The 22,539-nt window shown below is 72.2% G+C and carries 17 protein-coding genes and 1 pseudogene; 8 read left to right on the top strand and 10 right to left on the bottom strand.

The window, feature by feature from the left end; all coding sequences use genetic code 11:
* Positions 1 to 78 precede the first annotated feature (78 nt).
* Both ACSYGO_RS41955 and ACSYGO_RS41950 read right to left on the bottom strand, forming a co-directional pair.
* Positions 79 to 909: a DUF4118 domain-containing protein gene (locus ACSYGO_RS41955; protein WP_460389944.1), complete on the bottom strand. Its 831-nt coding sequence runs from the start codon at positions 907 to 909 to the stop codon at positions 79 to 81.
* Positions 909 to 3,404, bottom strand: a complete 2,496-nt coding sequence (locus tag ACSYGO_RS41950; protein WP_460389943.1) for a sensor histidine kinase — start codon at positions 3,402 to 3,404, stop codon at positions 909 to 911. The genes ACSYGO_RS41955 and ACSYGO_RS41950 overlap by 1 nt, the downstream gene beginning before the upstream one ends.
* A 234-nt stretch (positions 3,405 to 3,638) precedes the next feature.
* Here ACSYGO_RS41950 and ACSYGO_RS41945 point away from each other — a divergent pair, with 234 nt between their 5' ends.
* Complete coding sequence (locus ACSYGO_RS41945) at positions 3,639 to 5,213, top strand: Na+/H+ antiporter (RefSeq protein WP_460389942.1); 1,575 nt, start codon at positions 3,639 to 3,641, stop codon at positions 5,211 to 5,213.
* 213 nt (positions 5,214 to 5,426) lie between these two features.
* Here the strand turns inward: ACSYGO_RS41945 and ACSYGO_RS41940 are convergent, their stop codons facing one another.
* Positions 5,427 to 6,839, bottom strand: a complete 1,413-nt coding sequence (locus ACSYGO_RS41940) for a hypothetical protein (RefSeq protein ID WP_460389941.1) — start codon at positions 6,837 to 6,839, stop codon at positions 5,427 to 5,429.
* A gap of 681 nt (positions 6,840 to 7,520) precedes the next feature.
* On the opposite strand from ACSYGO_RS41940, the gene ACSYGO_RS41935 reads away from it, so the two are divergent.
* From ACSYGO_RS41935 to ACSYGO_RS41925, 3 genes and pseudogenes are all read left to right on the top strand, one after another.
* Complete coding sequence (locus ACSYGO_RS41935) at positions 7,521 to 8,057, top strand: hypothetical protein (RefSeq protein WP_460390444.1); 537 nt, start codon at positions 7,521 to 7,523, stop codon at positions 8,055 to 8,057.
* Positions 7,964 to 8,782 (top strand): annotated as a pseudogene (locus tag ACSYGO_RS41930) (HAD-IC family P-type ATPase); the annotation flags it as partial. The gene ACSYGO_RS41935 and the pseudogene ACSYGO_RS41930, both read left to right, overlap by 94 nt.
* Positions 8,783 to 8,911: 129 nt before the next feature.
* Positions 8,912 to 9,580, top strand: a complete 669-nt coding sequence (locus ACSYGO_RS41925) for a GNAT family N-acetyltransferase (RefSeq protein ID WP_460389940.1) — start codon at positions 8,912 to 8,914, stop codon at positions 9,578 to 9,580.
* Here the strand turns inward: ACSYGO_RS41925 and ACSYGO_RS41920 are convergent.
* The 3 genes from ACSYGO_RS41920 to ACSYGO_RS41910 all read right to left on the bottom strand — a co-directional run bounded on the left by ACSYGO_RS41920 (position 9,507) and on the right by ACSYGO_RS41910 (position 11,313).
* Complete coding sequence (locus ACSYGO_RS41920) at positions 9,507 to 10,004, bottom strand: iron chaperone (protein WP_432176636.1); 498 nt, start codon at positions 10,002 to 10,004, stop codon at positions 9,507 to 9,509. The genes ACSYGO_RS41925 and ACSYGO_RS41920 overlap by 74 nt on opposite strands.
* A 213-nt stretch (positions 10,005 to 10,217) precedes the next feature.
* Entirely contained in the window at positions 10,218 to 10,673 is a 456-nt protein-coding gene (locus ACSYGO_RS41915; RefSeq protein ID WP_435228941.1) for a carboxymuconolactone decarboxylase family protein, read from the bottom strand.
* A 211-nt stretch (positions 10,674 to 10,884) separates the two neighbouring features.
* Positions 10,885 to 11,313, bottom strand: coding sequence for an ATP-binding protein (locus ACSYGO_RS41910; protein ID WP_432189024.1), 429 nt, complete (start codon positions 11,311 to 11,313; stop codon positions 10,885 to 10,887).
* Positions 11,314 to 11,585: 272 nt separating this feature from the next.
* Between ACSYGO_RS41910 and ACSYGO_RS41905 the strand changes: the two genes are divergently transcribed.
* The 3 genes from ACSYGO_RS41905 to ACSYGO_RS41895 all read left to right on the top strand — a co-directional run bounded on the left by ACSYGO_RS41905 (position 11,586) and on the right by ACSYGO_RS41895 (position 15,037).
* The gene (locus ACSYGO_RS41905) at positions 11,586 to 12,290 is read left to right on the top strand and encodes a GntR family transcriptional regulator (RefSeq protein ID WP_460389939.1); all 705 of its coding nucleotides are present in this window, start codon (positions 11,586 to 11,588) and stop codon (positions 12,288 to 12,290) included.
* A gap of 135 nt (positions 12,291 to 12,425) precedes the next feature.
* Entirely contained in the window at positions 12,426 to 13,697 is a 1,272-nt protein-coding gene (locus ACSYGO_RS41900; protein WP_460389938.1) for an amidohydrolase family protein, read from the top strand.
* Between the two features lie 50 nt (positions 13,698 to 13,747).
* Positions 13,748 to 15,037: an amidohydrolase gene (locus ACSYGO_RS41895; protein WP_460389937.1), complete on the top strand. Its 1,290-nt coding sequence runs from the start codon at positions 13,748 to 13,750 to the stop codon at positions 15,035 to 15,037.
* A 153-nt stretch (positions 15,038 to 15,190) separates the two neighbouring features.
* Here ACSYGO_RS41895 and ACSYGO_RS41890 read toward each other — a convergent pair whose 3' ends face one another.
* Complete coding sequence (locus ACSYGO_RS41890) at positions 15,191 to 18,943, bottom strand: S8 family serine peptidase (protein ID WP_460389936.1); 3,753 nt, start codon at positions 18,941 to 18,943, stop codon at positions 15,191 to 15,193.
* A gap of 716 nt (positions 18,944 to 19,659) precedes the next feature.
* On the opposite strand from ACSYGO_RS41890, the gene ACSYGO_RS41885 reads away from it, so the two are divergent.
* The gene (locus tag ACSYGO_RS41885) at positions 19,660 to 20,118 is read left to right on the top strand and encodes a MarR family winged helix-turn-helix transcriptional regulator (protein WP_426676221.1); all 459 of its coding nucleotides are present in this window, start codon (positions 19,660 to 19,662) and stop codon (positions 20,116 to 20,118) included.
* Positions 20,119 to 20,395: 277 nt separating this feature from the next.
* Here ACSYGO_RS41885 and ACSYGO_RS41880 read toward each other — a convergent pair whose 3' ends face one another.
* From ACSYGO_RS41880 to ACSYGO_RS41870, 3 genes are all read right to left on the bottom strand, one after another.
* Positions 20,396 to 21,031 carry a TetR/AcrR family transcriptional regulator gene (locus tag ACSYGO_RS41880; RefSeq protein ID WP_460389935.1) on the bottom strand — a complete coding sequence of 212 codons (636 nt, stop codon included), beginning with the start codon at positions 21,029 to 21,031 and terminating at the stop codon, positions 20,396 to 20,398.
* A gap of 153 nt (positions 21,032 to 21,184) precedes the next feature.
* On the bottom strand, positions 21,185 to 21,361 hold the full coding sequence (locus ACSYGO_RS41875) for a hypothetical protein (RefSeq protein WP_426676223.1): 177 nt from the start codon (positions 21,359 to 21,361) through the stop codon (positions 21,185 to 21,187).
* A gap of 12 nt (positions 21,362 to 21,373) precedes the next feature.
* On the bottom strand, positions 21,374 to 22,429 hold the full coding sequence (locus ACSYGO_RS41870; RefSeq protein WP_426676224.1) for a hypothetical protein: 1,056 nt from the start codon (positions 22,427 to 22,429) through the stop codon (positions 21,374 to 21,376).
* Positions 22,430 to 22,539 lie beyond the last annotated feature (110 nt).

Here is a 22,539-nt window from a genome sequence, read left to right as displayed (position 1 = left end):
TCAGAGGCAAGGATCCGTAGAACGTCCATCAGGCCTGCGTCAAAGCGGGCCGGGTCCCTGTCGCCGGGCCCGGCGCCGTCACACGTGGACGGGTCCGGACGTGTCCAGCGCGGCACCCGTCTGGTCGGCCAGGGTGACCGCCACCAGGCGGGCCTGGAGCGGGGGCACGTCGCCGAGGCCCGGGGTGAGCATGAAGCGGCCCAGGTAGTGGCCGTTGCCGTAGGCACGCAGCTCGATCTCGCCCTCGGGCCAGCCGACCGCGTCCACGTCCCAGGAGCGCCTGCCCACCGTGACGCTGCCGTCGCCGTGCAGGCGCGGTGGCTGCCCCATCAGGGTGCCGTACTCGAAGCGGCAGGCACGCAGCCCGAGCAGCTCGGTGATCTCCCGGCGGACGTGATCGACCACGGTGTCCGGGGAGTTGGCCGACTTCGCGAGGTCCGCGGTCCGGTGGATGCGGGACAGGTGCTCCGCGTCGGTGACCGTGATGACCTCCAAGCGCCGGGAGCGCGCGGCGAGTTGGGACACGATGGCACCGACGGCCAGCAGCAGGACAGCCGTCTCCACGTCTCCCGAGGCGGTGATGTCGAACGTCTGGTACGGCCGGGTGAGGAAGAAGTCGAACCAGGCCGCCGCGGACAGCGCGGCCACCACGCCCGCCGTACGGCTGCCCAGCACGGCCACCGCGACGACCACGACCACGAGGACGAGTGCCGCGTTGGTGTGCGACAGGCTCGCACGCAGCGGCACCAGTGCGAGGGCCACCAGGAACGGGCCTGCCACCGCCGCCGTCAGGGCGAGCCGGTCCCGCAGCGCCCAGGGCCGGGGCGCTGTCCGGGTCGCTCCCGCGCGACGCAGGGCACGGGTCGGTCCCGCGCGATGCGGCTTCGATGTGCCGGTCAGAGTGCTCATCACGCACCTCCTGCGATCTGTTCGGTCGGTCGGGTATCGACGGTCCCGGCGGCGAACGGCAGCGACACGACCATCGTCAGACCGCCGCCCGGGGTGTCCTCCGGGGTGAGGGTTCCGTTCATCGCCTCGGTCAGGCCCCGCGCGAGCGCGAGTCCGAGGCCGAGTCCGGTGCTGTTGTCGGTGTCGCCGAGCCGCTGGAAGGGTTCGAAGAGGCGGTCCCGGCCGTCGGCGGGCAGCCCGGGCCCGCGGTCCACGACCCGCAGCTCCACCCGTCCCGCCAGGGCGCTGGCGGTGACCAGCACCTTCCTGCCAGGCGGGGTGTGACGGGCGGCGTTGCCGACCAGGTTGGCGATCACCCGTTCCAGCAGCGGCGGATCGGCCAGTACCTCCGGAATCTCCTCCACCTTCGCCACCTGGACCGCGGGGACGTCGGCGAGCGCCATGGGCAGCACCTCCTCCAGGGTGGTGGCCCGGAGGTTCAGCGTGAGGGCGCCCGCCTCCAGGCGGCTGAGGTCGAGGAGGTTGTCGACCAGGCGGTTGAGCTTGGCCATGGACTCGTCGGCGGTGGCGAGGAGTTCGTCGCGGTCCTCCGGGGAGAAAGCGACATCTCGGCTCCGCAGCGAGGTGACCGCGGCCCACCCGGCGGCCAACGGGGTGCGCAGGTCGTGGCCGACGGCGCGCAGCAGCGCCGTGCGCAGCCGGTCGGCCGCCCGTACCGGTTCGACCTCCGCGGCCGCTTCGGCGAGCCGGGCACGCTCGACCGCGGAGCCGACGTGTGCGGCGAAGGCGGCCAGTACCCGTCGCTCGGACGAGGACAGGGTGCGGCCGGACAGGGCCAGGTAGGCGCCGGGGCCCGCGGGAACGACCGTCGTCCCGGCCGCGTCGGGCGGCTCGTCCGTCAGATCCGCCGACTCCATACCGAAGGTCTCGCGGGTCCGCTCCAGCAGGGCCGGGATGGTCGCCTCCCCGCGCACGATGCTGCCGGCCAGGGAGGACATGGTCTCCGCCTCGGCCGTGGCGCGGGCGGAACGGCGTGACAGCCGCAGCGACCGGTCCACGACGGCGGCCACCACGGCGGCCACGACGACGAACACCGCCAGGGCCACGAGCGCGTTCGGATTGTTCAGGGTGAAGGCGCCGGTGGGCGGTATGAACCAGTAGTTCAGCAGCAGGGACGCCGTCACCGACGCGATCACCGCCGAGACGACCCCGCCTATGCACGCCACGCCCACCACGGTGAGCAGGAACAGCAGAGCCTCGCTGGTCAGGTTCAGCGTCCCGCGCAACTGGGCGAGGACGACGGTGAGGAGGAGCGGCAGGACCAGTCCCGCGACCGGGCCGGCGATCATGCGGGCCGTGGACAGAGTGCGGCGCCTGGACGGGAGGAGCGTGCCGCGCCCGGCCCGCTCATGAGTGACCCGGTGAACGTCGATGTCGCCGGACAGCTCGGTGACCGTCTCCCCCGTACCCGGTCCGGTCAGGAACCGTGCGAGCCGGCCACGGCGGCTGGTGCCCAGGACGAGCTGTGTGGCGTTCTCGGCGCGGGCGAAGTCCACCAGGGCGGTGGCCACGTCGTCGCCGACGACCGAGTGGTAGCTGCCTCCGAGGTCCTCCACGAGGCGGCGCTGCCGGGCGAGCGAGGCGTGCGAGACCCCGGCGGCCAGGCCGTCGCTGCGGGCCACGTGCACGGCGAGCAGGTCGCCGCCCGCCGAGCGGTCCGCGATGCGGGCGGCCCGCCGTACGAGGGTGTCGCCCTCCGGGCCGCCGGTCAGCGCCACGACTACCCGTTCCCGGGTCTCCCACACGCGGCCTATGCCGTGCTGGGAGCGGTACTCCTGAAGGGCTTCGTCCACCCGGTCGGCCACCCACAGCAGGGCCAGCTCACGCAGCGCCGTCAGATTGCCGGGGCGGAAGTAGTTCGCGAGGGCCGCGTCGATCTTCTCTGGCGCGTAGATGTTGCCGTGCGCCATGCGACGGCGCAGCCCCTCCGGGGGCATGTCCACCAGCTCGATCTGCCAGGCACGGCGCACCACTTCGTCCGGCACGGTCTCGTGCTGCGGCACACCGGTGATCTTCTCGACCACGTCGTTCAGGGATTCCAGGTGCTGGATGTTCAGCGCGGTGATGACATCGACGCCGGAGTCGAGCAGGATCTGGATGTCCTGCCAGCGCTTGGGGTTGCGGCCGCCTCCGGGGATGTTGCTGTGGGCGAACTCGTCGACGATCGCGACCTGCGGCCGACGTTCGAGGACCGCCGCGAGGTCCATCTCCTCGAACTGTCCGCCGCGGTAGGTGCACGACGTCCTGGGGAGGATCTCCAGACCGTCGAGCATCGCCTGCGTGCGGTGGCGTCCGTGGCACTCGGCGAAACCCACCACCACATCGGCGCCGCGCGCGGCACGGCGCCGCCCCTCGTCGAGCATCCGGTAGGTCTTGCCGACCCCGGGTGCAGCCCCGAGGTAGACCTTCAGTCGTCCGGGCCGTACGTCACTCATCGCCGTCGACGCGCTCCGTTCACGTGTCCGACACCCCTGTGCCGAAGGGTTCCTCCTCCCAAGGAAGCCGCGTCGCGGGGCGATCGGCCGGGCCGTTAGCGCTTCCTTGGCGGCGGCCGGGGCGACCTTGACACTGTCTTGACGTGACCTGGCCCGATAGGGTGAGAGCAGGTGTGCCGGGAAGTCTGGTCGGCCGGGGGCCAGGGTGGCTTCCGCAAGCCCCAGGGGGACGGCATGCGCAGCGTCGGTACAGTTCTCGCCCTCGTGGTCCTCGCCACGCTGGTGGCCACGTTCGCGAGGCGGCGGCGCATTCCCGCCCCCTCGCTGCTCGTCGTGGCCGGCCTCGCGGTGGCTCTGCTGCCGGGCACCCCTGAGATCCGCATCAGCCCGGAGATCATCGGTCTGGTCGTGCTGCCGCCGCTGCTGTACGCGAGCGCGGAGGACATGCCCTGGCGGGAACTGCGCGCGGTGTGGAAACCGGTCGGGGTACTCGCGATCGGCCTCGTGCTCGCCTCGGCGGCCGCCGTCGCCGCGGTGGCCGTCCTGGTGACGCCGTTGTCGTGGCAGATGGCGTTCGTCCTGGGCGCGGTGCTGGCCAGTACCGACCCGGTGGCGGTGACCGCGCTGGGCCGCAGGCTCGCGCTGCCGCCCCGGGTCCAGGTCCTCGTCCAGGCGGAGAGCCTCTTCAACGACGCCACCTCCCTGGTCCTCGTGCGGGTGGCCGCGGAGATCGCCGTCGCGTCCGCGGCTGCCGACTGGGGCACGGCGAGCGGCGAGTTCCTGCTGCTCGCCGGCGGCGGCACCCTGATCGGCGCCGCGGTGGCGGGAGTGATCGCCCTGATCCGCCGGCGCACCGAGGACCCGGTCCTGGAGACGGTGATCGCCCTGGTCACGCCGTACGCCGCCTACGTCCTGGCGGAGGCCGCGCACACGTCCGGGGTGACCTCCTGCGTGGTGGCCGGGGTGGTCCTCGGCGGCCGCGGCGACCGGCTCACCAACGCCCGCATACGCCTTCAGCTGCACGCCGTGTACGGCACGGTCGTGTTCCTCCTGGAGAGCGTCGTCTTCAGCCTCATCGGGCTGGCGCTGCCCTCCCAGGTGCAGGCGCTGGCCGACGGCGACCGGGCGTGGCCGCTGTACGCGCTCGCGGTCGCCGCGACACTCGTCGCCGTACGACTGCTGTGGCTGGCGCCGTTGTCCGCGGTCGTCCAGCGCAAGGGCGGCCTCGGCCAGGTGAACTGGCGGGTGCCGATGGTGCTGACCTGGGCGGGCACCCGCGGGGTGATGCCGCTGGCCGCGGCGCTGTCCGTCCCGGAGCTCACGGCGGGCGGCGCGCCGCTCGCCGACCGCCCGCTGGTGCTGGTCCTGACCACGTCGGTCGTGGTGGTCACCCTCGTCGTGCAGGGCTTCACCCTCGCCCCGGTCGTGCGCCGTTCCGGCATCGCGCTGGAGCCGGCGCACACCGCGCGCGAGGAGGCCGACGCCCGCTTCCACCTGGCCCGCGCCGGGCTGGACCGGCTGGAGGAACTCGCGGAGCTGGAGGTCGTGCCCGACGTCGTCCTGGACCGGCTGCGCCGGGGTCTGACCGCCCGGCTCGACGACGCCCGCGACCGCCTGGCCGAGGGGGACGGCGACGCGACCGCGACCGAGTCCGCCGACCGCGTCTACCACCAGCTGCGCCGCGACCTGATCGGTGTCGAGACCGGTGAACTCCAGCGCCTGTACGACGCACACACGATCGGCGACACCACGCGTCGCCGGCTCCAGCGGGCCCTGGACCTGGAGGAGGCCCGGCTGACGGACGCCTAGGGAAGAATCGTCCCGGAGCGCCGCCCGAGGGCTGTCCCGTGATCCCTGGTGGATCGGCGCGCGGCGTCGGATGCGGTGCGTCGCAAGGCGGTGGGGGTCCCCCGCCGAAGGCAGGGGGCGGTCGTCCTCGTACCGGGCGTATGCGGGCGGTCCGACAACACGGCGAGGTGCGGCAGCTGTCGTCGTGCGCCCGCCGGGATCACGGGACAGCCCTCAGCGGAACTCGCCGAACCGGGGCCGCAGTCCGAGCAGGGTCAGCAGCGCGGCGATGACCGGCAGTCCGCCCGTCCAGGGCAGCGGACCGCTCACCGCCGAGCGGCCCTGGTGCACGGACAGCGTGAAGTGGGCGCGGTTGATGCCCGCGACCTGGTCCAGCGCGGCCATCCACGCACCGAAGTGCGCGTTGGAGGTGCCCGGCTCCCAGCCCATGCAGAATTCCGTCGCCTCGCGCTCCTCGCCCGCCGCCAGGAGTGAGCGGACCTTCCGGTCGTCGCGCTGGTAGACGGCGTACGCGTCCACCATCCGCTCGGCCGCGGGCCGCTCGCCGGGGAAGGTGATGTTGTCGAGTTCGCGGCGGAACTCGCCGGTGAAGCGCACATCGTCATGGTCGGCGCGGTACGCCTGCCAGGTGGTGGCGAGTTCCTTGTCGTAGGTCGTCAGGGTCGAGCCGTCCATGCCGTACAGCTGCTGGGACTTGGCGAGGAAGGAGTCCTGGTACTGCGGGCGGCGCTCCGGGTCGAGCAGATAGCGGCTCTCGTCGGCGTTGGCGTCGTAGGCGACGGCGCGGGCCCGGGAGAGGGCGACGACGGAGTCGAAGGCGTCGTGGCGGGCCACCCGCAGGTGGTCGGAGGTGGCGGACAGCATCCTGCCTCCGAGGACCACGGCGAGCAGCGCGCACACGGTCGCCGCCAGTACGCCCGGGTTGACGATCCGCCGGAACCGGCGGGCCAGATACCACTGCAGGACACCGAGAACGGCCAGCAGGGCCACGCCGAGCGCGACGACGGTGGCGAGCTGTGCGCCCAGGGTGGAGCGGGCCGAGGTGTAGGTGTCTTCGAAGGCCGCGTCGTTCGACGACACCAAGGAACGTGCGGCGGGCAGGAGTTCTCCGCGCAGCAGGTCCGTCGCCCGGCGGTGGTCGCCGAGGGCGGCCGCCTTGCCGCCGCGCCGCCCGTCGTTCTCCAGGGCGCGGCCGATCAGCTCCTGGTACTCGGCGAAGCCGTCGGTCAGCGACTCCACGGTCTTCTCGTCGGCCCTGCCGCCCTGCGCGGCGACCGCGAGGGCCCGCAGGTCGTGCCCGATGTCGCGCCGGGCGTCGCCGTAGAGTGCGACGGCCTTGTCGTACGGCGTCTTCAGGCGTCCCCTGCCCGCGTCACCGCTGGACAGCAGGATGTTGGCGGCCTGGGCGTCCATGTCGTTCAGAGCCAGGTCGAGATCGGCGGCGCTGGTGGTGCGTGGCGCGTCGCGCTCGGCCACGCTGTTCCAGGTGCCCAGGGCCGTGATCCCGGCGATCACCATGAGCACGGCCAGGGCGCCGGCGAGCAGGACCGTGGCCGCGCGCAGAAGGCGCAGCCGCGCGGGCACGGATGCCCGGTAGCGGCGGCGCAGAGCGGCCCGCGCGGCCACGGCCTGCCGGCAAAGGCGCTGCCCCGGACCTGGTCCGCCCGTCCGCGGACTCCCCCTCCTGCGTGGTCCGGGAGCGCCCCCGGGCGGGGCGGCCTCATGTGCCCGTGGCGGTGCGCCCCCCTCGGTCCGAGGACCCTGCGCTGTGCCAACCGTGAGAGTCACGGCCCCTCCCAGGTCACGCCACGGACGGTCGCCCGCCCCCCGATGCCGATCAGTCTGCGACTGGATCCGGCCACGGGCGGCGCGTGTTGATGCGCCCCTGACGGCACGCCAGGTTTGTTTGACGGGTCCTTGACGGCCGCTGGGACGGATGCGTATGAGAGGCGCAAATTCCGTGCTGCGCGGGGCCGTTCACGGGCCGGCCGACGCTAGATTCCATGTCGGCCACCGGTGGGGCCGCGGGCGTCAACGGCCCCACCGGTTCCGCGAGCGGTGCTCCGAGCCGGCGGACGGTGTCCTGGCGCGAGTCCGCGCCTACGGGCACCGGCGGCGGCGCCCAGCCGTCGTTGCGTGCCGGGCACCGCGGCCGTCGGCCGGTGCCGTGCCCGATCTCGCGCGGCGGCGCGGGCGGCGCTTCCGACCGCCCGGCCCTCGGGCCATATCACCCGTCCACCCGGCCGGCTGCCGGCACGCCCCGCTGCGTGAGCGCGGCCGGCGGTCCCGTCGAGCCACGAAGGTCGCATGCATCCCGCAGCCCCCGAGCAGGCCCCGCCGTCCCGTGCCGAGCGCTCCGCCCGTTCCGGGCAGGGCGGCGGACGGGGACGACGCCGTGCCCCGAGCGGGCTGTTCGAGCCCGCCCAGCTCGTCCGTTCCTTCCCCGAGTCGCTCCGCAAGCTGCATCCACGGACGCTGGCCAGAAATCCCGTGCTGTTCGTGGTGTCCGTCGGAGCCGCGCTGACCACCGTGTCCGCGCTGCTCCACCCGGCGGTCTTCACCTGGGTGATCAGCGCCTGGCTGTGGCTGACCGTCGTCTTCGCGAATCTGGCCGAGGCGGTCGCCGAGGGCCGCGGCAAAGCACAGGCGGAATCGCTGCGCAGGGCCCGTACCGACACCGTGGCCCTGCGGCTCATGCACTGGCGCTACGGGACCGACCTGGCGTCCGTGGCGGCCGTGGCCCGGCGGAAGCGCGCCTGTACGCCGACGCCGTGGCCGCGGGCGGAGGAACACCGCTCCTGGTGGCGGTGCACGACTGGGACGGCCCCAGGGTGCTCGGACTGATCCACCTCAAGGACGTGGTCAAGGACGGTATCCGGGAACGCTTCGCCGAACTGCGCCGCATGGGCCTCCGCACCGTGATGATCAACGGTGACAATCCGCTCACCGCGCGGGCGATCGCCGAAGAGGCCGGGGTGGACGACTACTTGGCCGAAGCCACCCCGGAGGACAAGCTCGCGCTGATCCGGCGGGAGCAGGAGGGCGGGAAGCAGGTGGCGATGACGGGCGACGGCACGAACGACGCGCCCGCCCTGGCCCAGGCGGACGTAGGCGTGGCCATGAACACGGGGACGTCGGCGGCGAAGGAGGCCGGCAACATGGTCGACCTCGACTCCAACCCGACCAAGCTCATCGAGATCGTCGAGATCGGCAAACAACTCCTCATCACCCGCCGGGCGTTGACGACCTTCTCCGTCACGAACGACGTCGCGAAGTACTTCGCGATCATCCCGGCGATGTTCGCGGGAGCGTACCCGGGCCTCGCCTCGCTGAACGTGATGGGCCTGCACAGCCCGACTTCCGCGATCACCTCGGCCATCGTCTTCAACGCCCTGATCATCGTGGCGTTGATCCCGCTGGCTCTGCGCGGCGTGCGCTACACACCGTCCTCGGCACACGATCTGCTGCGCCGCAATCTGCTCGTCTACGGGCTCGGCGGGCTCGTCCTGGCCTTCGTGGGCATCAAGGTGATCGACCTGCTGATCTCACGGATGCCCGGACTCGGCTGAGCCGCGTCCGGCGTGCCGTGGCCTCGCCCATCTCGACAGGTGCCCCGGCGAGGCGGCCACACCCGCACGACGCGGGCTTCTCCCGGGCCTGTGCCCGGTCCACCGTCTGCACTCCCCTGCGAGGCAATCATGATCGAGATCTCACCTCCGGACCTCCGGGCGCTCGCTCGCTGGTTTCCCACCGGTCTCCCCGGCACCGCCACGATCGCCGAGCACGTGCTCGGCACGGACGTCGGCCGCTGGTGGGCCGACCGGCCCGTCCAGCCGCGCACGATCGCCGTGTCCTGCGCCGGTCACGTCGCGCTGCGCGGCAGTGCGGAGGAGCTCACACCGGACGTCCTCGCCTCGCTGGCGGGCAACCGCGTCGAGGCTCCACCCCGTTTCCTGCCCGCCCTCGGCGCCGCGTTCGACCGGCTCACCCCGTGGGAACGCATGATCTGGACGCTCCAGGCCGCACCGCAGCCTTCCGCGGTCCCCCGCGCGGTGACCGTACGGCGCATGGAGCCGGCCGACGTCGACGCCTTGCGCGCCCTCGGCCCGGACGCGTCCTGGCTGTCGGCGAGCTGGGGCGGTCCGCGCGGCTTCGTGACCTCCGGACATGCCTGGGCCGCGGTGGCGCGCACCGGCCGCATCCTCTCGATGGCGTGCAGACGATCTCACCCCGCTGCTGCTGTCCCGGCGGGCCGGCCTGCATCCGGCCGCCGGCCCGCCCTGCCGGGTCCGGTCAGGGCTGCCGGTGCCCCTGGTTCACCGCCTGCTGCACGAGCGCGCCGATCCTCGCCTCGTCGGCGGCGGTGAGCTCCCTCAGGGCGTAGGAGGTCGGCCACATGGCGCCTTCGTCGAGGTGCGCCTTGTCGCTGAAGCCCAGCGTCGCGTACCGGGCCTTGAACTTCTCCGCGCTCTGGAAGAAGCAGACGACCTTGCCGTCGACGGCGTACGCGGGCATTCCGTACCACAGCTTCGGCGCGAGGTCCGGCGCGCTCGCCTTGACGACGGCGTGGATCCGTTCGGCCATGACCCGGTCCGACTCCTGCATCTCCGCGATCTTCGCCAGCACCGCGGCCTCGTCCTCCGCCGCCTTCTCCGCACGCGGTCCACGACGCGCGGACGTCCTCACCTCCCGGGCACGCTCCTTCATCGCGGCCCGCTCCTCGTCCGTGAAGCGCTCGGACGTCGTGTCGGTCGCGGTGGTGCTCCTGGCAGGCTTCTGCACGGCCTTCATGACGGATCCTCCTGTTGGTCTGTGGAACTGCGGGTGCGTGGGTCTGCGGATCTGCGCGTCTGCGGATGTGCGCGTCTGCCCGTCTGCGCATCTGTGGATCTGCGGGTACTTCCGCTCGCGCGACGGCTCATGTGCCGGTGACGGAGCGGTGCTTGCGGCCTGCGGGGCGTCCCGGGCGGCGGATGTGTGTCCGCCGCCCGGGTCCGGGCCGGTTCATCCCCAGGCGCCGGCGATCTGGCGGGTGGTGGCGTTGAGCCGGTTGAAGAGGTTGGTGACGCCGATCATCAGGATGATCGAGGCGAGTTGCTTCTCGTCGAAGTAGCTCGCCGCCGCGTCCCAGATCTCGTCGCCGACCGCGTCGGGGCGGTCCGCCAGCCGCGTCGCGGCCTCCGCCAGTGCGAGCGCCGCCCGCTCCTCCTCGCTGAAGTACGGGGTCTCGCGCCAGGCCACGACCGTGGCCAGCCGCTCGTCGCTCACCCCCGCCTTGCGGGCCGTCTTCGCACCGCCGTCCACACAGGCACTGCACCCGTTGATCTGGCTGACCCGCAGATGCACCAGCTCCAGCGTCTGCGCGTCCACCCCGCCGCTGTGCGCGGCCTTCAGGAGCGCCTGGATCGGCTGCATCGCGTCGGACAGGACGACGGCCGGGTTCTGCATACGAGACTGCATCTCAACTCTCCCTCTGGCGGTGGCGCCCCGTTCCCTCGGGGCGTGACTCCATAACAGCCCGACCGGCACGCAATGACGACGCCGGTGGGACACCGTGGGACAGCCGAAACACCCCTCACCTGGGGAGACTTGGCCCGGAGGACTTCTGCGGGAGTGGGACGGGCACGCTCGATCGGGGCGGCGAGCAGCAACGCAGCTGTCGCCCCAGCCGTCAGCGATCGCCCTCGTCGACGCCCTGCCGCCCCGGACCGGACGGGCGGAAGCACGCGGTCACGGTCTTGCCGTGCCGTTGGCAGGTCGTGCCCAAGTCGTCGGCCAGGGCGCGCACGATGCCCACTCCGCGCCCCGACGTCTCGCCCGGCTCCGGATCACGTTGTCGGGGCAGGGTGGGGTCCTCGTCGTGGACGCTCACGTGGAGGCATTCGCCGTCCCAGGTGAGCACGAGACTCGCGTCGCTGTGGGCATGGATGTGGGCGTTGGTGAGCAGCTCGGAGACGGCCAGGACCACCGCGTCCGCCGTGTCCGGTTCGTCCGCCGTCCAGGGCAGGGAAGCGAGATGGTCGCGTGTCCACTGCCGTCCGGCCCGCACCCCCTGCGCCACGGGGAACGAGTGTGCCCAGCCCATCGCCTTGACTGCCACGTCACTCCCCTTGTCCTCCCCGTGCCGCCGCCGGCACGGCTTCATCTCCGCACAGGGCACGTGTACCCGGTGTCCGCGGCGGCAGACGTCCCCGTCGCGACGCGGCCTCGCCCCTCGCCCCTCGTCCGGAGCCACGGGATCTGCGCCGTACCCGCGGATGCCGCGGCGGCCCGGGGTACGTGGGACACCCTGTCGGGCAGCGGCCTGCGACGGGTGCCCCGGACGGTGGTCATATCCTCGCCCGGGGCACGACGAGTGAAGGACGGTTGCAGGTGACGGGCAGTGACGCGGCAAGAGGACAGGGGCGTGCCTCGCTGAGCGCGCAGGCGCGCGAGGAGGTGCGCCTGCGCATCGTCGACCGCCGTTACCCGATGGGCGCGCGCCTCGTGGAGCGCGAGGTGGCCGAGGAGCTGCGCATGTCCCGCGTGCCCGTGCGCGAGGCACTGCGCGCGCTCGTCGCCGAGGGCCTGCTCGAACTGATGCCGCACAGCGGCGTGCGGGTGCGCAGTCTGGAACGGGCCGATGTGCGCTATCTGTACGAGGTGTGGGAGCCGCTCGCCGTACAGGCGTCGCGGCTCGCCGCCCGTGCCGTCGCCGGGTGCGGGGACGGCACGGAGCCGCCCGGTCTTTCCGCGCTGCGGGAGTCCCTAGAACGGGCCGAACAGGCGGCCGCGGTGGACGAGGGGCCCCGCGAGGTCGCCGAGCACACGGCCTTCCACGACGGGATCGTGGCGCTGAGCGGCAATCCGCTGCTGGGCCGCACGATGGAACAGCTCAGCTGGCAGTTGCAGCTGCTGTTCGGACTGCGTGAGGAGCCGGCGCACATGCGGGCCCAGCACGCGGAGATCTTCCGGCACATCGCGGCGGGCGACGAAGAGGCGGCCGCCGCGAGCACGCTCCTGCATGTGCGGGACAGTCGCGCGGTGGCGCTGAAATCTCTCTTCGGCGACACCACTTTGTATACCAGAAGCCAGTAAGTGCGCTGAGATCATCGATCCGAATACTACATAAACCTTGATTTCGCCTGCTCTCTTCGCGTGCGATCTTGTGGAGGACTCCGCCTTGGTATACAAACAGTCGGACCCGTAGCCCTCCTCGCCCCAAGGAGTCCCATGTGCGTCGAGCCCGCTCCGCCCCCGCCCGGCCGACTGACCCGCCGCGGTGTGCTCGCCGCCTCCGCCGCGCTCGCGGGCACGGCGACCGCGCTGGCCTCCGGCACGGCGACCGCCGTCGGCCCGGCCCGCCGTCCGGCCCGCGCCGGTGACCTGGTCGTCGAGGGCGGCACGCTCCTCGACCCGGCGACCGGCGACGTCACCGAGGACGCGATCGTCGTGATCCGGGACGGCGTGGTGCGTGCCGCGGGTCCCCGCGACCCGGTCGACGTGCCGGCCGACACCCCGCGTCTGGACGCGCACGGCCGGTGGGTGCTGCCCGGTCTGATCGACGCCCACATCCACCTCAACACCGCCGCCGAGGCCCGCGACGCCGTCCGCCAGGGCGCCACCAGTGCGCGCAGCGGCTCCACGAACTTCTACCAGGACATCGCCGTAAGGGAGTTGGCCCGCCAGGCGCCGCAGCACGCGCCCCGTCTGAAGGCCGCCGGCGTCTTCGTGACGCCGGACCTCGGCGACACCGTCCTCGCCGACCCGGACCTCACTCCGCTGGCCCGCCTCAAGGACGGTGTGCGGTCCGCGGAGGCACTGCGCCGTGTCGTCTCGGTGAACCTGGCGCGCGGCGTCGACGTCGTCAAGACACGAGTCAACGAGCGTGCGGGACTGGCCGACCAGGACCCGCTCACCCAGGTCTACTCGCACGCGCAGCTGTCCGAGGTGGTGGCCGCGGCCCGGCGTGGCGGCAAGAGCGTGCTGTGCCACAGCTACAGCGAGAAGGGCTGCCACGACGCGGTCACGGCGGGCATCCGTTCGCTGGAGCACGGCGTGTTCGTCGGCGAACGCACCCTGCACGAAATGCGGCGCAGGGGAACGTACTTCACCCCCACGCTCACCGCCATCGCCGGCCTCGCCGAGGCGTCGGACCCCGTGCTGGCCGAGCGCGGCCGGACCTTCCTGCCGGTCCTCCAGCGGGCCGTCCTCGCGGCACACGAGCTCGGCGTTCCGCTCGCCGCCGGCACCGACTCCTCCGGCGGCAGCATCGATCCCATCGGCCGGGAGGTCGAGTTGATGCGCGCGGCCGGTCTGCCGGCGCTCGACGCGATCCGCACCGCGACGACCGGAGCCGCCCAGCTGCTGGGCCTGGACGGCACGGCGGGCCGCCTCGCACGCGGCTTCGCGGGTGACGTCGTGCTGTTGTCCGGGGACCCGCTCGCCGACGTCTCCGTCCTCAAGTCGCCCCTGCGCGTGGTGCGTTCGGGTGTCGCCCTGTGACTTCCTCCTCCCCCTCCCCCGGTACGTCCCCAGATCAAGGAGAACTCGGCATGACTCCTCCCCTGTCCCGGCGCGGCGTCCTCGCGGGCGCGGCCTCGCTCGGCGGCACCGCGCTCACCGCGACGGCCGCGCAGGCAGAACCCCGGGAGGCCCAGCACCCCAAGAAGGCCGTGGTCTTCCGCAACGTACGTCCCCTCGGCGCGAAGCACGCCGTGGACCTGACCGTCGTCGACGGGCGGATATCGGACGCCCCCGCGCCGAAGGGCGCCAAGGTGGTGGACGGCGGCGGCCGTATCGCGCTGCCCTCGCTCGTGGACGCGCACATCCACCCCGACAAGACGAGCAGGGGCGGGAGTTGGGTCTCCCGCAAGCCGGCCGGCAGCATCGCCGAGTACTGCGAGCAGGACGTCGAGCTCTACCACGCGCAGCGCCGGCCGGTGGGCGAGCGCGCCTACGGTCTGATGGCCCACGCGGTGACGCGCGGCACCCGGGCGATGCGGGCGCACGCCGACGTGGCACCGGCGTACGGACTGGCCGGCGTCGAAGGAGTGGCCGAGGCACGGGACCGCCTCGCCGACGCCCTCGACGTGCAGATCGTGGCCTTCCCCCAGCACGGGGTGATCCGTACCCCCGGCACGGCGAAGCTGCTGGAGGAGGCGGCGCGCGGCGGCGCCGTCGACATGATCGGCGGCATCGACCCGATCAGCTTCGACCACGCGCTCGACGAGCAGCTCGACCTGGTCTTCCGTCTCGCGGACCGCTACGGCGTCGGCATCGACATCCACCTCCACGACCGCGACGAGAAGGGCACGCGGGTCCTGCGCGGGATCATCGACCGGACCCGGGCCCTGTCCCTGCGCGGGAAGGTGACGGTCAGTCATGTCTTCTGCCTGCCGTTCCTCGGTGCGTCGGAACTCGACGCGACGGCAGCGGATCTGGCCGACCTGGACATCGCCCTGACGACGGTCGCCCCGAACGAGTCCCTGGTCCTGCCCATCACCAGGCTCAAGGAACACGGTGTGCGGGTCGGTCTGGGCTCGGACGGCGTCCGCGACTCCTGGAGCCCGTTCGGCGACGCCGACATGCTGCACCGGGCGCACATCCTCGGCTGGGTCACCGACGTCCGTCTCGACGACGAACTGACCTCCTGCTACACGGTGGGCGCCCATGGCGGCGCCGATGTGATGGGCCTGCCGCACGCCGACTTCGCGCCGGGAGCCCCCGCGGACTTCGTCCTGGTGCGCGGCGAGTGCATCCCTCAGGTCGTGGTGGACATGCCGCAGCGCGACATGGTGGTCCATGGCGGTCAAGTGGTCGCCAGAAACGGCGAGTTGGTGTAGTCGGACGATCGTCGACATGGCTGTGGCGTCCTCTTGACCTCCCTGTGTGTTCTGTCTTCGGCACGGGCCGGGGTCTGTGCGGGACACTCGGGGCGGGACCGCTCGACGCGGTCCCGCCCCTCGCCGGTCAGGGGGTACCGACCGGGGTGGCCATCACTTCAGGCCGAAGGCCCGGGTGATCCGCTGCTTGACGGTGTTGCCCTGGGTGTCGCTCGCGCTGGTGCGCAGCGTCACGAACCGCGCCTTGGCGGGTGCGTTCAGCTCGGTGCACCAGCCCCGGTCGGTGTGACGCAGCGTCGCGTGCTGCCAGCTGGAGCCGTCGTCGTAGGAGATGTCCACGCTCACGGTCTTGATGGTGTCGGAGCCGGGGGCTCCGGCGAGGTGTGAGGGCGTGACGGTGATGTCGCTGCGGCGGCCGCTCCTGCCGGTGGCGTCCATGCCGGAGACCGCGTAGTCGAGCTGGATCAGCGGGAGGACGTCGACGGTGTCGGCGGCGGTCTCACCGGAGGTGAAGCCCCATTCGGTGCTGGTGGTGGTGGAGTAGTCGTTCGTCCAGCCGCCCCGCGCGTTGTCGGACACCAGACGGTAGCGCAGCTTCTCGGGGGCCAGGACGAGGGGGAATCGCGGGCTGCCGATGGTGTTGGTGTCCGAGGCCCTGATCAGGGTGTCGCCCTGGTAGATCTTCACCCTGTCCTCGACCTCCGGGTTGCCGAAGGTGGTGCCGGCGCGTCCGGGTTCCGAGTCACTCCAGCCCGGGATCGTCGCCCCCACCGTGTTGCCCGAGCGCAGCGGCATGTAGTGGCTGTTCATTCGCGGCCGCTGGATCGGCCCGAAGTACTCCACGTGGGAGGTCGTTCCGCGCGGGTAGCGCTTGAAGGCGTCGTTGGTGATCTGGAGCTGGCGGTTGACTGTGGCCTCCTCGTGCCAGACCGTGCCGGCGGACACCCAGTCCGTGCGCTTCCCCTGGGCCGGGGTGGGCAGCAGGACGGGCATGTAGTCGTCGTGCCAGACGGCGACACGGGTCTCCATGGCCCGGGCCTGGTGGTTGTTGCGGAAGGAGACCTCGACCCGGTTCAGGTCGGCGCGCCGCGGGCGGTAGGTGGGGTCCGCGGGGACGCCGCTCTGATGGTCCGCGATGTCGTAGAGGTACCCGGTGGTCGGGTTCGACGTGACCCGCAGTGTGGTCCTGTGCTGCTTGATACGGGCGATCAGGTCGTCGCCCTCGTCCGCGGTGAGCGTGGCCACCGTCAGGGGAGCGGGAATCTCCGTGTCGGAGTAGGAGTCGTCCCTCCACGGAGCCAGGCGTCCGTCACCGTCGTTGACCACCAGCAGCACACTGGCGCCGGCCTCGGCCGCGTTGTCGGCCTGCTCTTCGAGTGCCACGGAGTCGTTGCGCCGGACCACGACGGTCCTGCCCTTGGCGTCGAGACCGCGGTAGGCGTCGGTACCGCCCTCCCCTGCGAAGACGGCGTCGTAGGTGTGTCGGCCCTTCTTGAGGGGGACATGTGCGCGCCGGACGCGCAGGTCGTCGTAGGTGTGCTTCCCGGCGGCGATGGTCAGCGCGGGCTGCTCCAGACGGGCGGCGACACCGAACTCGTAGGTGCCCTTGGTGACTTCCTCGCTGGGCAGGACCCAGGAGCTGTCGTAGGACTGGTCCGGCACGTACTCGCTGCGGTAGGCGTGCGTGTCGTCGAAGTACCGGTAGAAGTCGAGTCGGGTCAGGGCCGGGGTGGTCGCCTGAGGAGTCCGGACAGTCACCTGTCTGGCCTTGGAGGCGTCCAGGTCGACCGTGACGTCCTTGTCGAGGACGACCTCGGGACGCGTCAGGACGGCCATGCCCTTGGAGTGCGGTCCGTGAACGCCCTCGACGTCGGCCACCAGCTCGACCGCGTACGTGCCTCCGGGCAGGGTCACGGTGCCCGTACCGGAGTCGTCCAGCACCAGAGGCAGCGCGAAGCGTTCGCCCGTCACCCACACGGCGCCGCCCATGGGGCGACCGCTGCGGTCCTTGCCGTTGACCGTGATCGTGTGGCGCGCACCCATCTTGTAGGCGCCGGTGATGGTGTGGGCGACGAGCGCGCCGGACCCGTCGGTGGCGAGGATCTGCCCCGAGGTGACCGTGTCGGCCTTCACCAGGTCGAAGTCGGTGATCAGGTCGACCGTGCCGGTGCCGTCGGGCGGAAGGGTGATCTGCCGGGCGGACAGCGTGAACGCGCCGGTGGCCGCGCCGGGAGCCCGGACGTCCAGGTCGAGGGTGACGGGACGGTCCCCGGTGTTGGTGTACGTCACCTTCTTCTCGGTCTTCCCGCTCGTGCCGCCGGCCGGTGTCGACGCGTCGCGGTAGCCGCCGAAGACACTGCCGGAGGCGAACACGGTGCCCTTCACGGCGGCGGCGGCGTCCAGGCGACCGCTGCCCGCCTCGTACGGGGTGTAGTCAGGCGTCGCCTTGGTGGTGCTGACCAGCCCGTCCTTGAGCTGCTTCCCGCTCCAGCCCGGGTGCGCCCGGGCCAGCAGCGCGGCGGCACCGGCGACGTGCGGGGTGGCCATGGAGGTCCCGCTCATCGTCTGGTACGAGCCGGTGCCCTCCGAGGAGTACTGGGAGCGGGCCGCGAGGACGTCGACACCCGGCGCGGTCAGTTCGGGCTTCAGACCTGCGTCGCCCTGGCGCGGTCCGGTGCCGGAGAAGTCGGCGAGCCGGTCGGAGCCGTCCACCGCGCCGACCGACAGCGCGGCATCGGCGACGCTCGGTGTCGAGACGGTGTACTTCCCGCTGTTGCCGGCCGCGATCGTGAACAGCGCACCGGTCTCGGCGCTGAGCGCGTCGACCGCCTGGCTCATCGGGTCGTGCCCGTCCGTCGGGCCGGCCCCGAGGCTCATGCTGATGACCTTGGCATGCTGCTCGCGGGCGGCCCATTCCATGCCGGCGAGCACCCAGGACTCCTGGCCGCTGCCGTCGTCGTCGAGGACCTTGCCGATGTGCAGGCGCGCGCCCGGCGCGACGCCCCGCTCCTTGCCGTCGGAGGCCGCGCCGGTGCCGGCGATGGTCGAGGCCACGTGGGTGCCGTGGCCATTGCGGTCCTCGACGTCCTGGTCCGGCACGAAGCTCGTGCTCTCGCTCACCTGCCCGACGAGGTCCGGATGGCGGGTGTCGACGCCCGTGTCCAGCACGGCCACGTCCACGCCCTGGCCGGTGTTGCCGCCGGCCCACGCCTCGGGCGCCCCGATCTGCGCGGTCGTGTCGGACAGGTCGGCCTTGACCTTCCCGTCCAGCCAGACCTTCGCGATACCGCTGCTCATTCGTGGCTTCGCCGCGGTGCTCCGGCCGCCGGCCGACGCGCTCCCCCCGGTGAGGGCCGACCAGAAAGCGCCCGCCTCGGTCCGCTGCTGCGACAGCGCCGCGCCCTGGATGCTGTTCAGTGCGCGGGTCCTGGTGGCGCCGGTGGGCACAGCCGCCGCACGCGCACGGACGGCCGCGTCGGTGTACGTGACGATCAGGGGCAGCGTGCTGCGCTGCGCGTCCCCGTACCCGTCCGCCAGCAGTCCGGTGACGTTGAAGAGCTCCTTGTCCAGTTGCCCGGCGGCGAGGTACGGCACCGCCGTGTCGGGATACACGTAGGTGTCCTTGCCGACCTCGTGGACGGCGAATCCGGTGCGCCGGCCGTCCGGCCCCTTCACGGACCGGGTGACCTTGCCGTCGGCTGCGGTGTTCACCGTCACCTTGTCACCGGTCACCAAGGTGACGGTCTGTGAGGTGGGCTGACGTGTTGCCGCGTTGCCGGCCAGGGTTCGGTCGGTCGGGACGGTCCGCGGAGTGCCCGAGGCGGACACGAGAGGCGGCGCGGTCAGCATGGCCAGCGCGAGGGCGGCGGCTGCGAGCCCCTGCTTGCGAGTGGGTATGGATGACATGCAGTTCCTTGAGTCGACGGGACTGGAACGCTCTCTGCGTGACACGACGTCACAGCTGCGACGGGACCGGGCACATGACCGGCGACCGCCGGCGACCGATCGCCACCGACCCACGGACGGCGACCGGCTGCCGGCGGCAGATGGCCACGGCCCGCGCGGCGGGCCTGCTCCCCGCGGATGCGTCGCGACGCACCGCGCGCTGCCGCCCGCTGCGGAGACCCACCTTGAACTCCTCCGGCGCGCACGTCGGCACTTTCGCCTGTCCAACCTGCGACAAGTCACCTCTGCGTCAGCTCTGTTGGACACGAAACAGGGTCGTGCGACCGCTCGGACCCAGGGGGCCGGGCCGGTGTCGCCCCGCTGCCGTCGTCCGGGCCGGTGCGGTCGTCCTGGGCGATCCGCGCCGTCCGCGCACCCTCCGCCACGGCTCCGCCCGGGATCGTCGCGACGCCGGCGTCCGCACGGTCCGCCCGCACCGCGGAGGCGGACCGTGCGGGAGCGGCCGAGTCTCAGCCCCGCGTTCCTACGCATCCCCGGACCGGGGCCCGGCGAGGACCCCTGCCCAAAGATCCCGGCGGATCACGGACCGGTCGCTCTCGGTGGCCCGGCCCGCCCCCACACGCTCATCGATCACCGGCCGGACGGGCCCCTCCCGGCATGATCGACCCGTCGAAGCCACGGGATCCGCCTCCGGTCCGGCCACTTACACTGAGCCCATGGCAAAGGCGACGACGATCGAGCCCCTCAACCCCGACGAGGAGGCATTCCTCCGGGCTCTCGGGAGGGTCATGGCGCTCCTGCCCCGGGTCGTCGACGCCGACATGCTGGCGGAGCAGGAGATCTCCGGCACGGAATACATGGTGCTGGTCCATCTCTCCGAGGCCCCGGACAACCAGATGCGCATGAGCGAGCTGGCCACCGCCTGCGGGCTCTCGCTCAGCGGCATGACCAGGGTGGTGAACCGACTGGAGAGCCAGTCGCTGGTCATGCGGGTGAAGTCGCCCGAGGACGGACGGGCACTGCTCGCCGTCCTGACGAGCCCCGGATGGACACGGCTGAAGCAGGCGTGGCCCACGAACCTCGCCAGTGTCCGGCGACACGTCTTCTCCCACCTGGAAGGGTGCGACGTGGCCGCCGCCGCGAAGGTACTGAGGCGCATCGCGCCCGATCACTGACGTACATACGCGTACGCCGGCCGTCCGACGCCCAACGCCCCGCGCGGCTCAGAGCGCCCCGTGCCTCACACATGGCGCACGGTCGCGCGCGCCGGCCAGCCACTGCGGGCATCAGTGCGTCGATTCTCCCAACGGGCCTTCTTCCAGCTTGAGTTCACTCGCGCGACAGGCCCTCCCCCGCCCACCGCGCGTCCGCCGCCAGTCCCGTGCCATGGCTCCGCCGCCACCCGTGGCGCTCTGCGTCGGACCGATCACACGTGTCGGCGGGACACCCTCGTCACAAGTCGCCCATGGTGGCAGCCACTCCGGGCAGTACGGAGCGGGCCGGGGCCCGCATGCCGTCCAGGAACAGCTGGAGGTGCCGGTGCACGAAACGGTCGATGCCCTGGCAGGCGGTGCCGGGCAGCGGCCGGGTGAGCTGGCTGAGCGCGATCATCAGGTCACCGAACTCGACGTCGGGGCGCAGCTGTCCGGCCTCGCGGGCACGCGCCATCAGCACCGTGACGAGGTCGGTGAAGCGACCGCGTGCGGCGATGAGTTCGGGCTGGTTGTGGTCGAAACCCTCGGAGAACAACAGGCAGAGGGCGCCGATCCGTTCGTCGGCGGCGAAGTGCACGAAGCCGCTGAGCGTCTCGAAGGCGTCGCCGCCCTCGGCGAGCGCCCGCTCGACCCACTCCGAGGTGCGGTCCATCACCGCGCAGACGACCTCGCGGGCGAGGGCGTCGCGGTCGGGGAAGTTGCGGTACACCGTGGCGTTGCCGACACCTGCGCGGCGCGCGATCTCGTCGAACGGCACCCCGGAACCGGACTCGACGAACATCTCGCGGGCGGCGGCGACGATCCGCTCCCGGTTGCGCAGGGCATCGGCGCGCGGCCGGGCCACTCGACGCGCCACGGGCGTGGTGGTGTTCATGTCGCGCTCCTCGGCATCGCTGCAAGTCGGCGCCCAGAAGTCGGTGCCTGGACGGACGGTATGCGATCCGGCGCGCACTCCCTCATCCGGCCCCCGGCAGAACACTCGCGGGCCGACGACCGAGCGACGATCGTCCGGCCGGGGCGCTGCGGCTCACAGACACCACCGGACGAGCCACTCGTCGGCGGAGTACCCGTCCTTCGCGGGATCCGGAGCCCCGGCGGGCCGCTCTTCGACCATCTCCTCGACACGGATGCGCCTGGGCAGCTCGCCGAAGCGGGCACGGCGCGCCGTCTCGGCGGGATCGCTGCTCTGCCGCGTGGGTTCCATTGCGGTGTCTCCTCAAGAGGTCGTCGCGGTGCCGACGGTGCGTCGACGGGTCATGCGGGGACGCAACGCGAGCAGGATCGCGGCGACACCGGCCCAGAGGGCGAGGGTGATCACGGGCACTGCCGCGTGGGAGCCGTTGAAGTAGCTCAGGTCGGTGATGGTGCGGACGGCCGCGCCGGGAGGCAGCAGCGCGGAGACGGCGTGGGCCGCGGAGGGCAGCAGGTCGGCGCCGACACTGGCGCCGCTCGTGGCGTTGCCCACGGTGAGGAGCAGCAGGGTGGAGACGGGCACGCCGATCGGACCGAGGTAGGTTCCGAGAAGCTTGGTGGTGAAGGCGGCCGCCGCCGCCAGCAGGGTGAGCGTGGCTGTCAGCGGGACGAGCGGGGCCGGCACGGCACCCATGACGGGTCCCGCGATGACCGCGGCGACGGTACCGATGGCGAGCGACGCGCCGCCCAGCAGCCAGAACCGATGCCGCAGGTGAAGGACGTTCGCCAGGACCAGTGCGTTCGAGCCGAGGACGAAGCCGGCCAGGGTCACGCCGAACGCCATGTAGAAGCCGGCCAGCCCGCGTGCGTCGAACCGGGTCAGGGGCACGACATCATCGGTGACGACGTGCCGGCCCGCTCCATGGGCGTAGGCGCCGACGAGGCTCTTCACCGCGGAGGTGGTGGACGTTCCCGCGGCTCCGGCGATCTCCAGACGCAGACGGTCCGGGCCGTCGGCGCTGAGCGCGGCGACGACGTCATGACGCTGCACGGCGTCGCGCGCCGCCGGTGCGTCGGCCATCGGGTGCACGTCGACGGTGTCACCGAGGGCCTGCCGTATCTCGTGCGAGAGGCCGGGTCCGGCGACGGCGAGAGGGACACGATGGGGCTGGGGATCACGTTGCAGGCCGACGTAGCAGCTGACGAAGGCGGCCACCACGACCAGGGCGATGAGCGCCGGCTGAAGCCAGGCTCTGACCGGCGGCCGGCCTGCGGCCCGGTGGGACCGTGCCGTGGGGGTCTCGGCGGCGGCGTACGAGGTCGGCTCACGCGCGGGAGCGGATCCGGGGGACGTTTCCATGAGGATGCTTTCTTATGAGGGCGGGGCTCGCGGGGCGATCCGGATGACACGGCGATATAAATAGGAGCATATGCTCCTAATAACTGGATGGCAAGGCCGCCCACCCTCCA

Source organism: Streptomyces krungchingensis (genome assembly GCF_054729265.1).
The sequence above is the reverse complement of the archived record's forward strand: the minus strand, read 5'-3'. Positions and strand labels throughout refer to the sequence as shown.

Excerpts from the sequence above, each read along its gene's own strand:
- ACSYGO_RS41955 (WP_460389944.1), bottom strand. The coding sequence starts at position 909 with ATGAGCACTCTGACCGGCACATCGAAGCCGCATCGCGCGGGACCGACC.
- ACSYGO_RS41875 (WP_426676223.1), bottom strand. The coding sequence starts at position 21,361 with ATGGAACCCACGCGGCAGAGCAGCGATCCCGCCGAGACGGCGCGCCGT.
- ACSYGO_RS41935 (WP_460390444.1), top strand. The coding sequence starts at position 7,521 with ATGCATCCCGCAGCCCCCGAGCAGGCCCCGCCGTCCCGTGCCGAGCGC.
- ACSYGO_RS41885 (WP_426676221.1), top strand. The coding sequence starts at position 19,660 with ATGGCAAAGGCGACGACGATCGAGCCCCTCAACCCCGACGAGGAGGCA.
- ACSYGO_RS41900 (WP_460389938.1), top strand. The coding sequence starts at position 12,426 with ATGTGCGTCGAGCCCGCTCCGCCCCCGCCCGGCCGACTGACCCGCCGC.
- ACSYGO_RS41915 (WP_435228941.1), bottom strand. The coding sequence starts at position 10,673 with ATGCAGTCTCGTATGCAGAACCCGGCCGTCGTCCTGTCCGACGCGATG.
- ACSYGO_RS41895 (WP_460389937.1), top strand. The coding sequence starts at position 13,748 with ATGACTCCTCCCCTGTCCCGGCGCGGCGTCCTCGCGGGCGCGGCCTCG.
- ACSYGO_RS41945 (WP_460389942.1), top strand. The coding sequence starts at position 3,639 with ATGCGCAGCGTCGGTACAGTTCTCGCCCTCGTGGTCCTCGCCACGCTG.
- ACSYGO_RS41950 (WP_460389943.1), bottom strand. The coding sequence starts at position 3,404 with ATGAGTGACGTACGGCCCGGACGACTGAAGGTCTACCTCGGGGCTGCA.
- ACSYGO_RS41880 (WP_460389935.1), bottom strand. The coding sequence starts at position 21,031 with ATGAACACCACCACGCCCGTGGCGCGTCGAGTGGCCCGGCCGCGCGCC.
- ACSYGO_RS41925 (WP_460389940.1), top strand. The coding sequence starts at position 8,912 with ATGATCGAGATCTCACCTCCGGACCTCCGGGCGCTCGCTCGCTGGTTT.
- ACSYGO_RS41920 (WP_432176636.1), bottom strand. The coding sequence starts at position 10,004 with ATGAAGGCCGTGCAGAAGCCTGCCAGGAGCACCACCGCGACCGACACG.
- ACSYGO_RS41890 (WP_460389936.1), bottom strand. The coding sequence starts at position 18,943 with ATGTCATCCATACCCACTCGCAAGCAGGGGCTCGCAGCCGCCGCCCTC.
- ACSYGO_RS41870 (WP_426676224.1), bottom strand. The coding sequence starts at position 22,429 with ATGGAAACGTCCCCCGGATCCGCTCCCGCGCGTGAGCCGACCTCGTAC.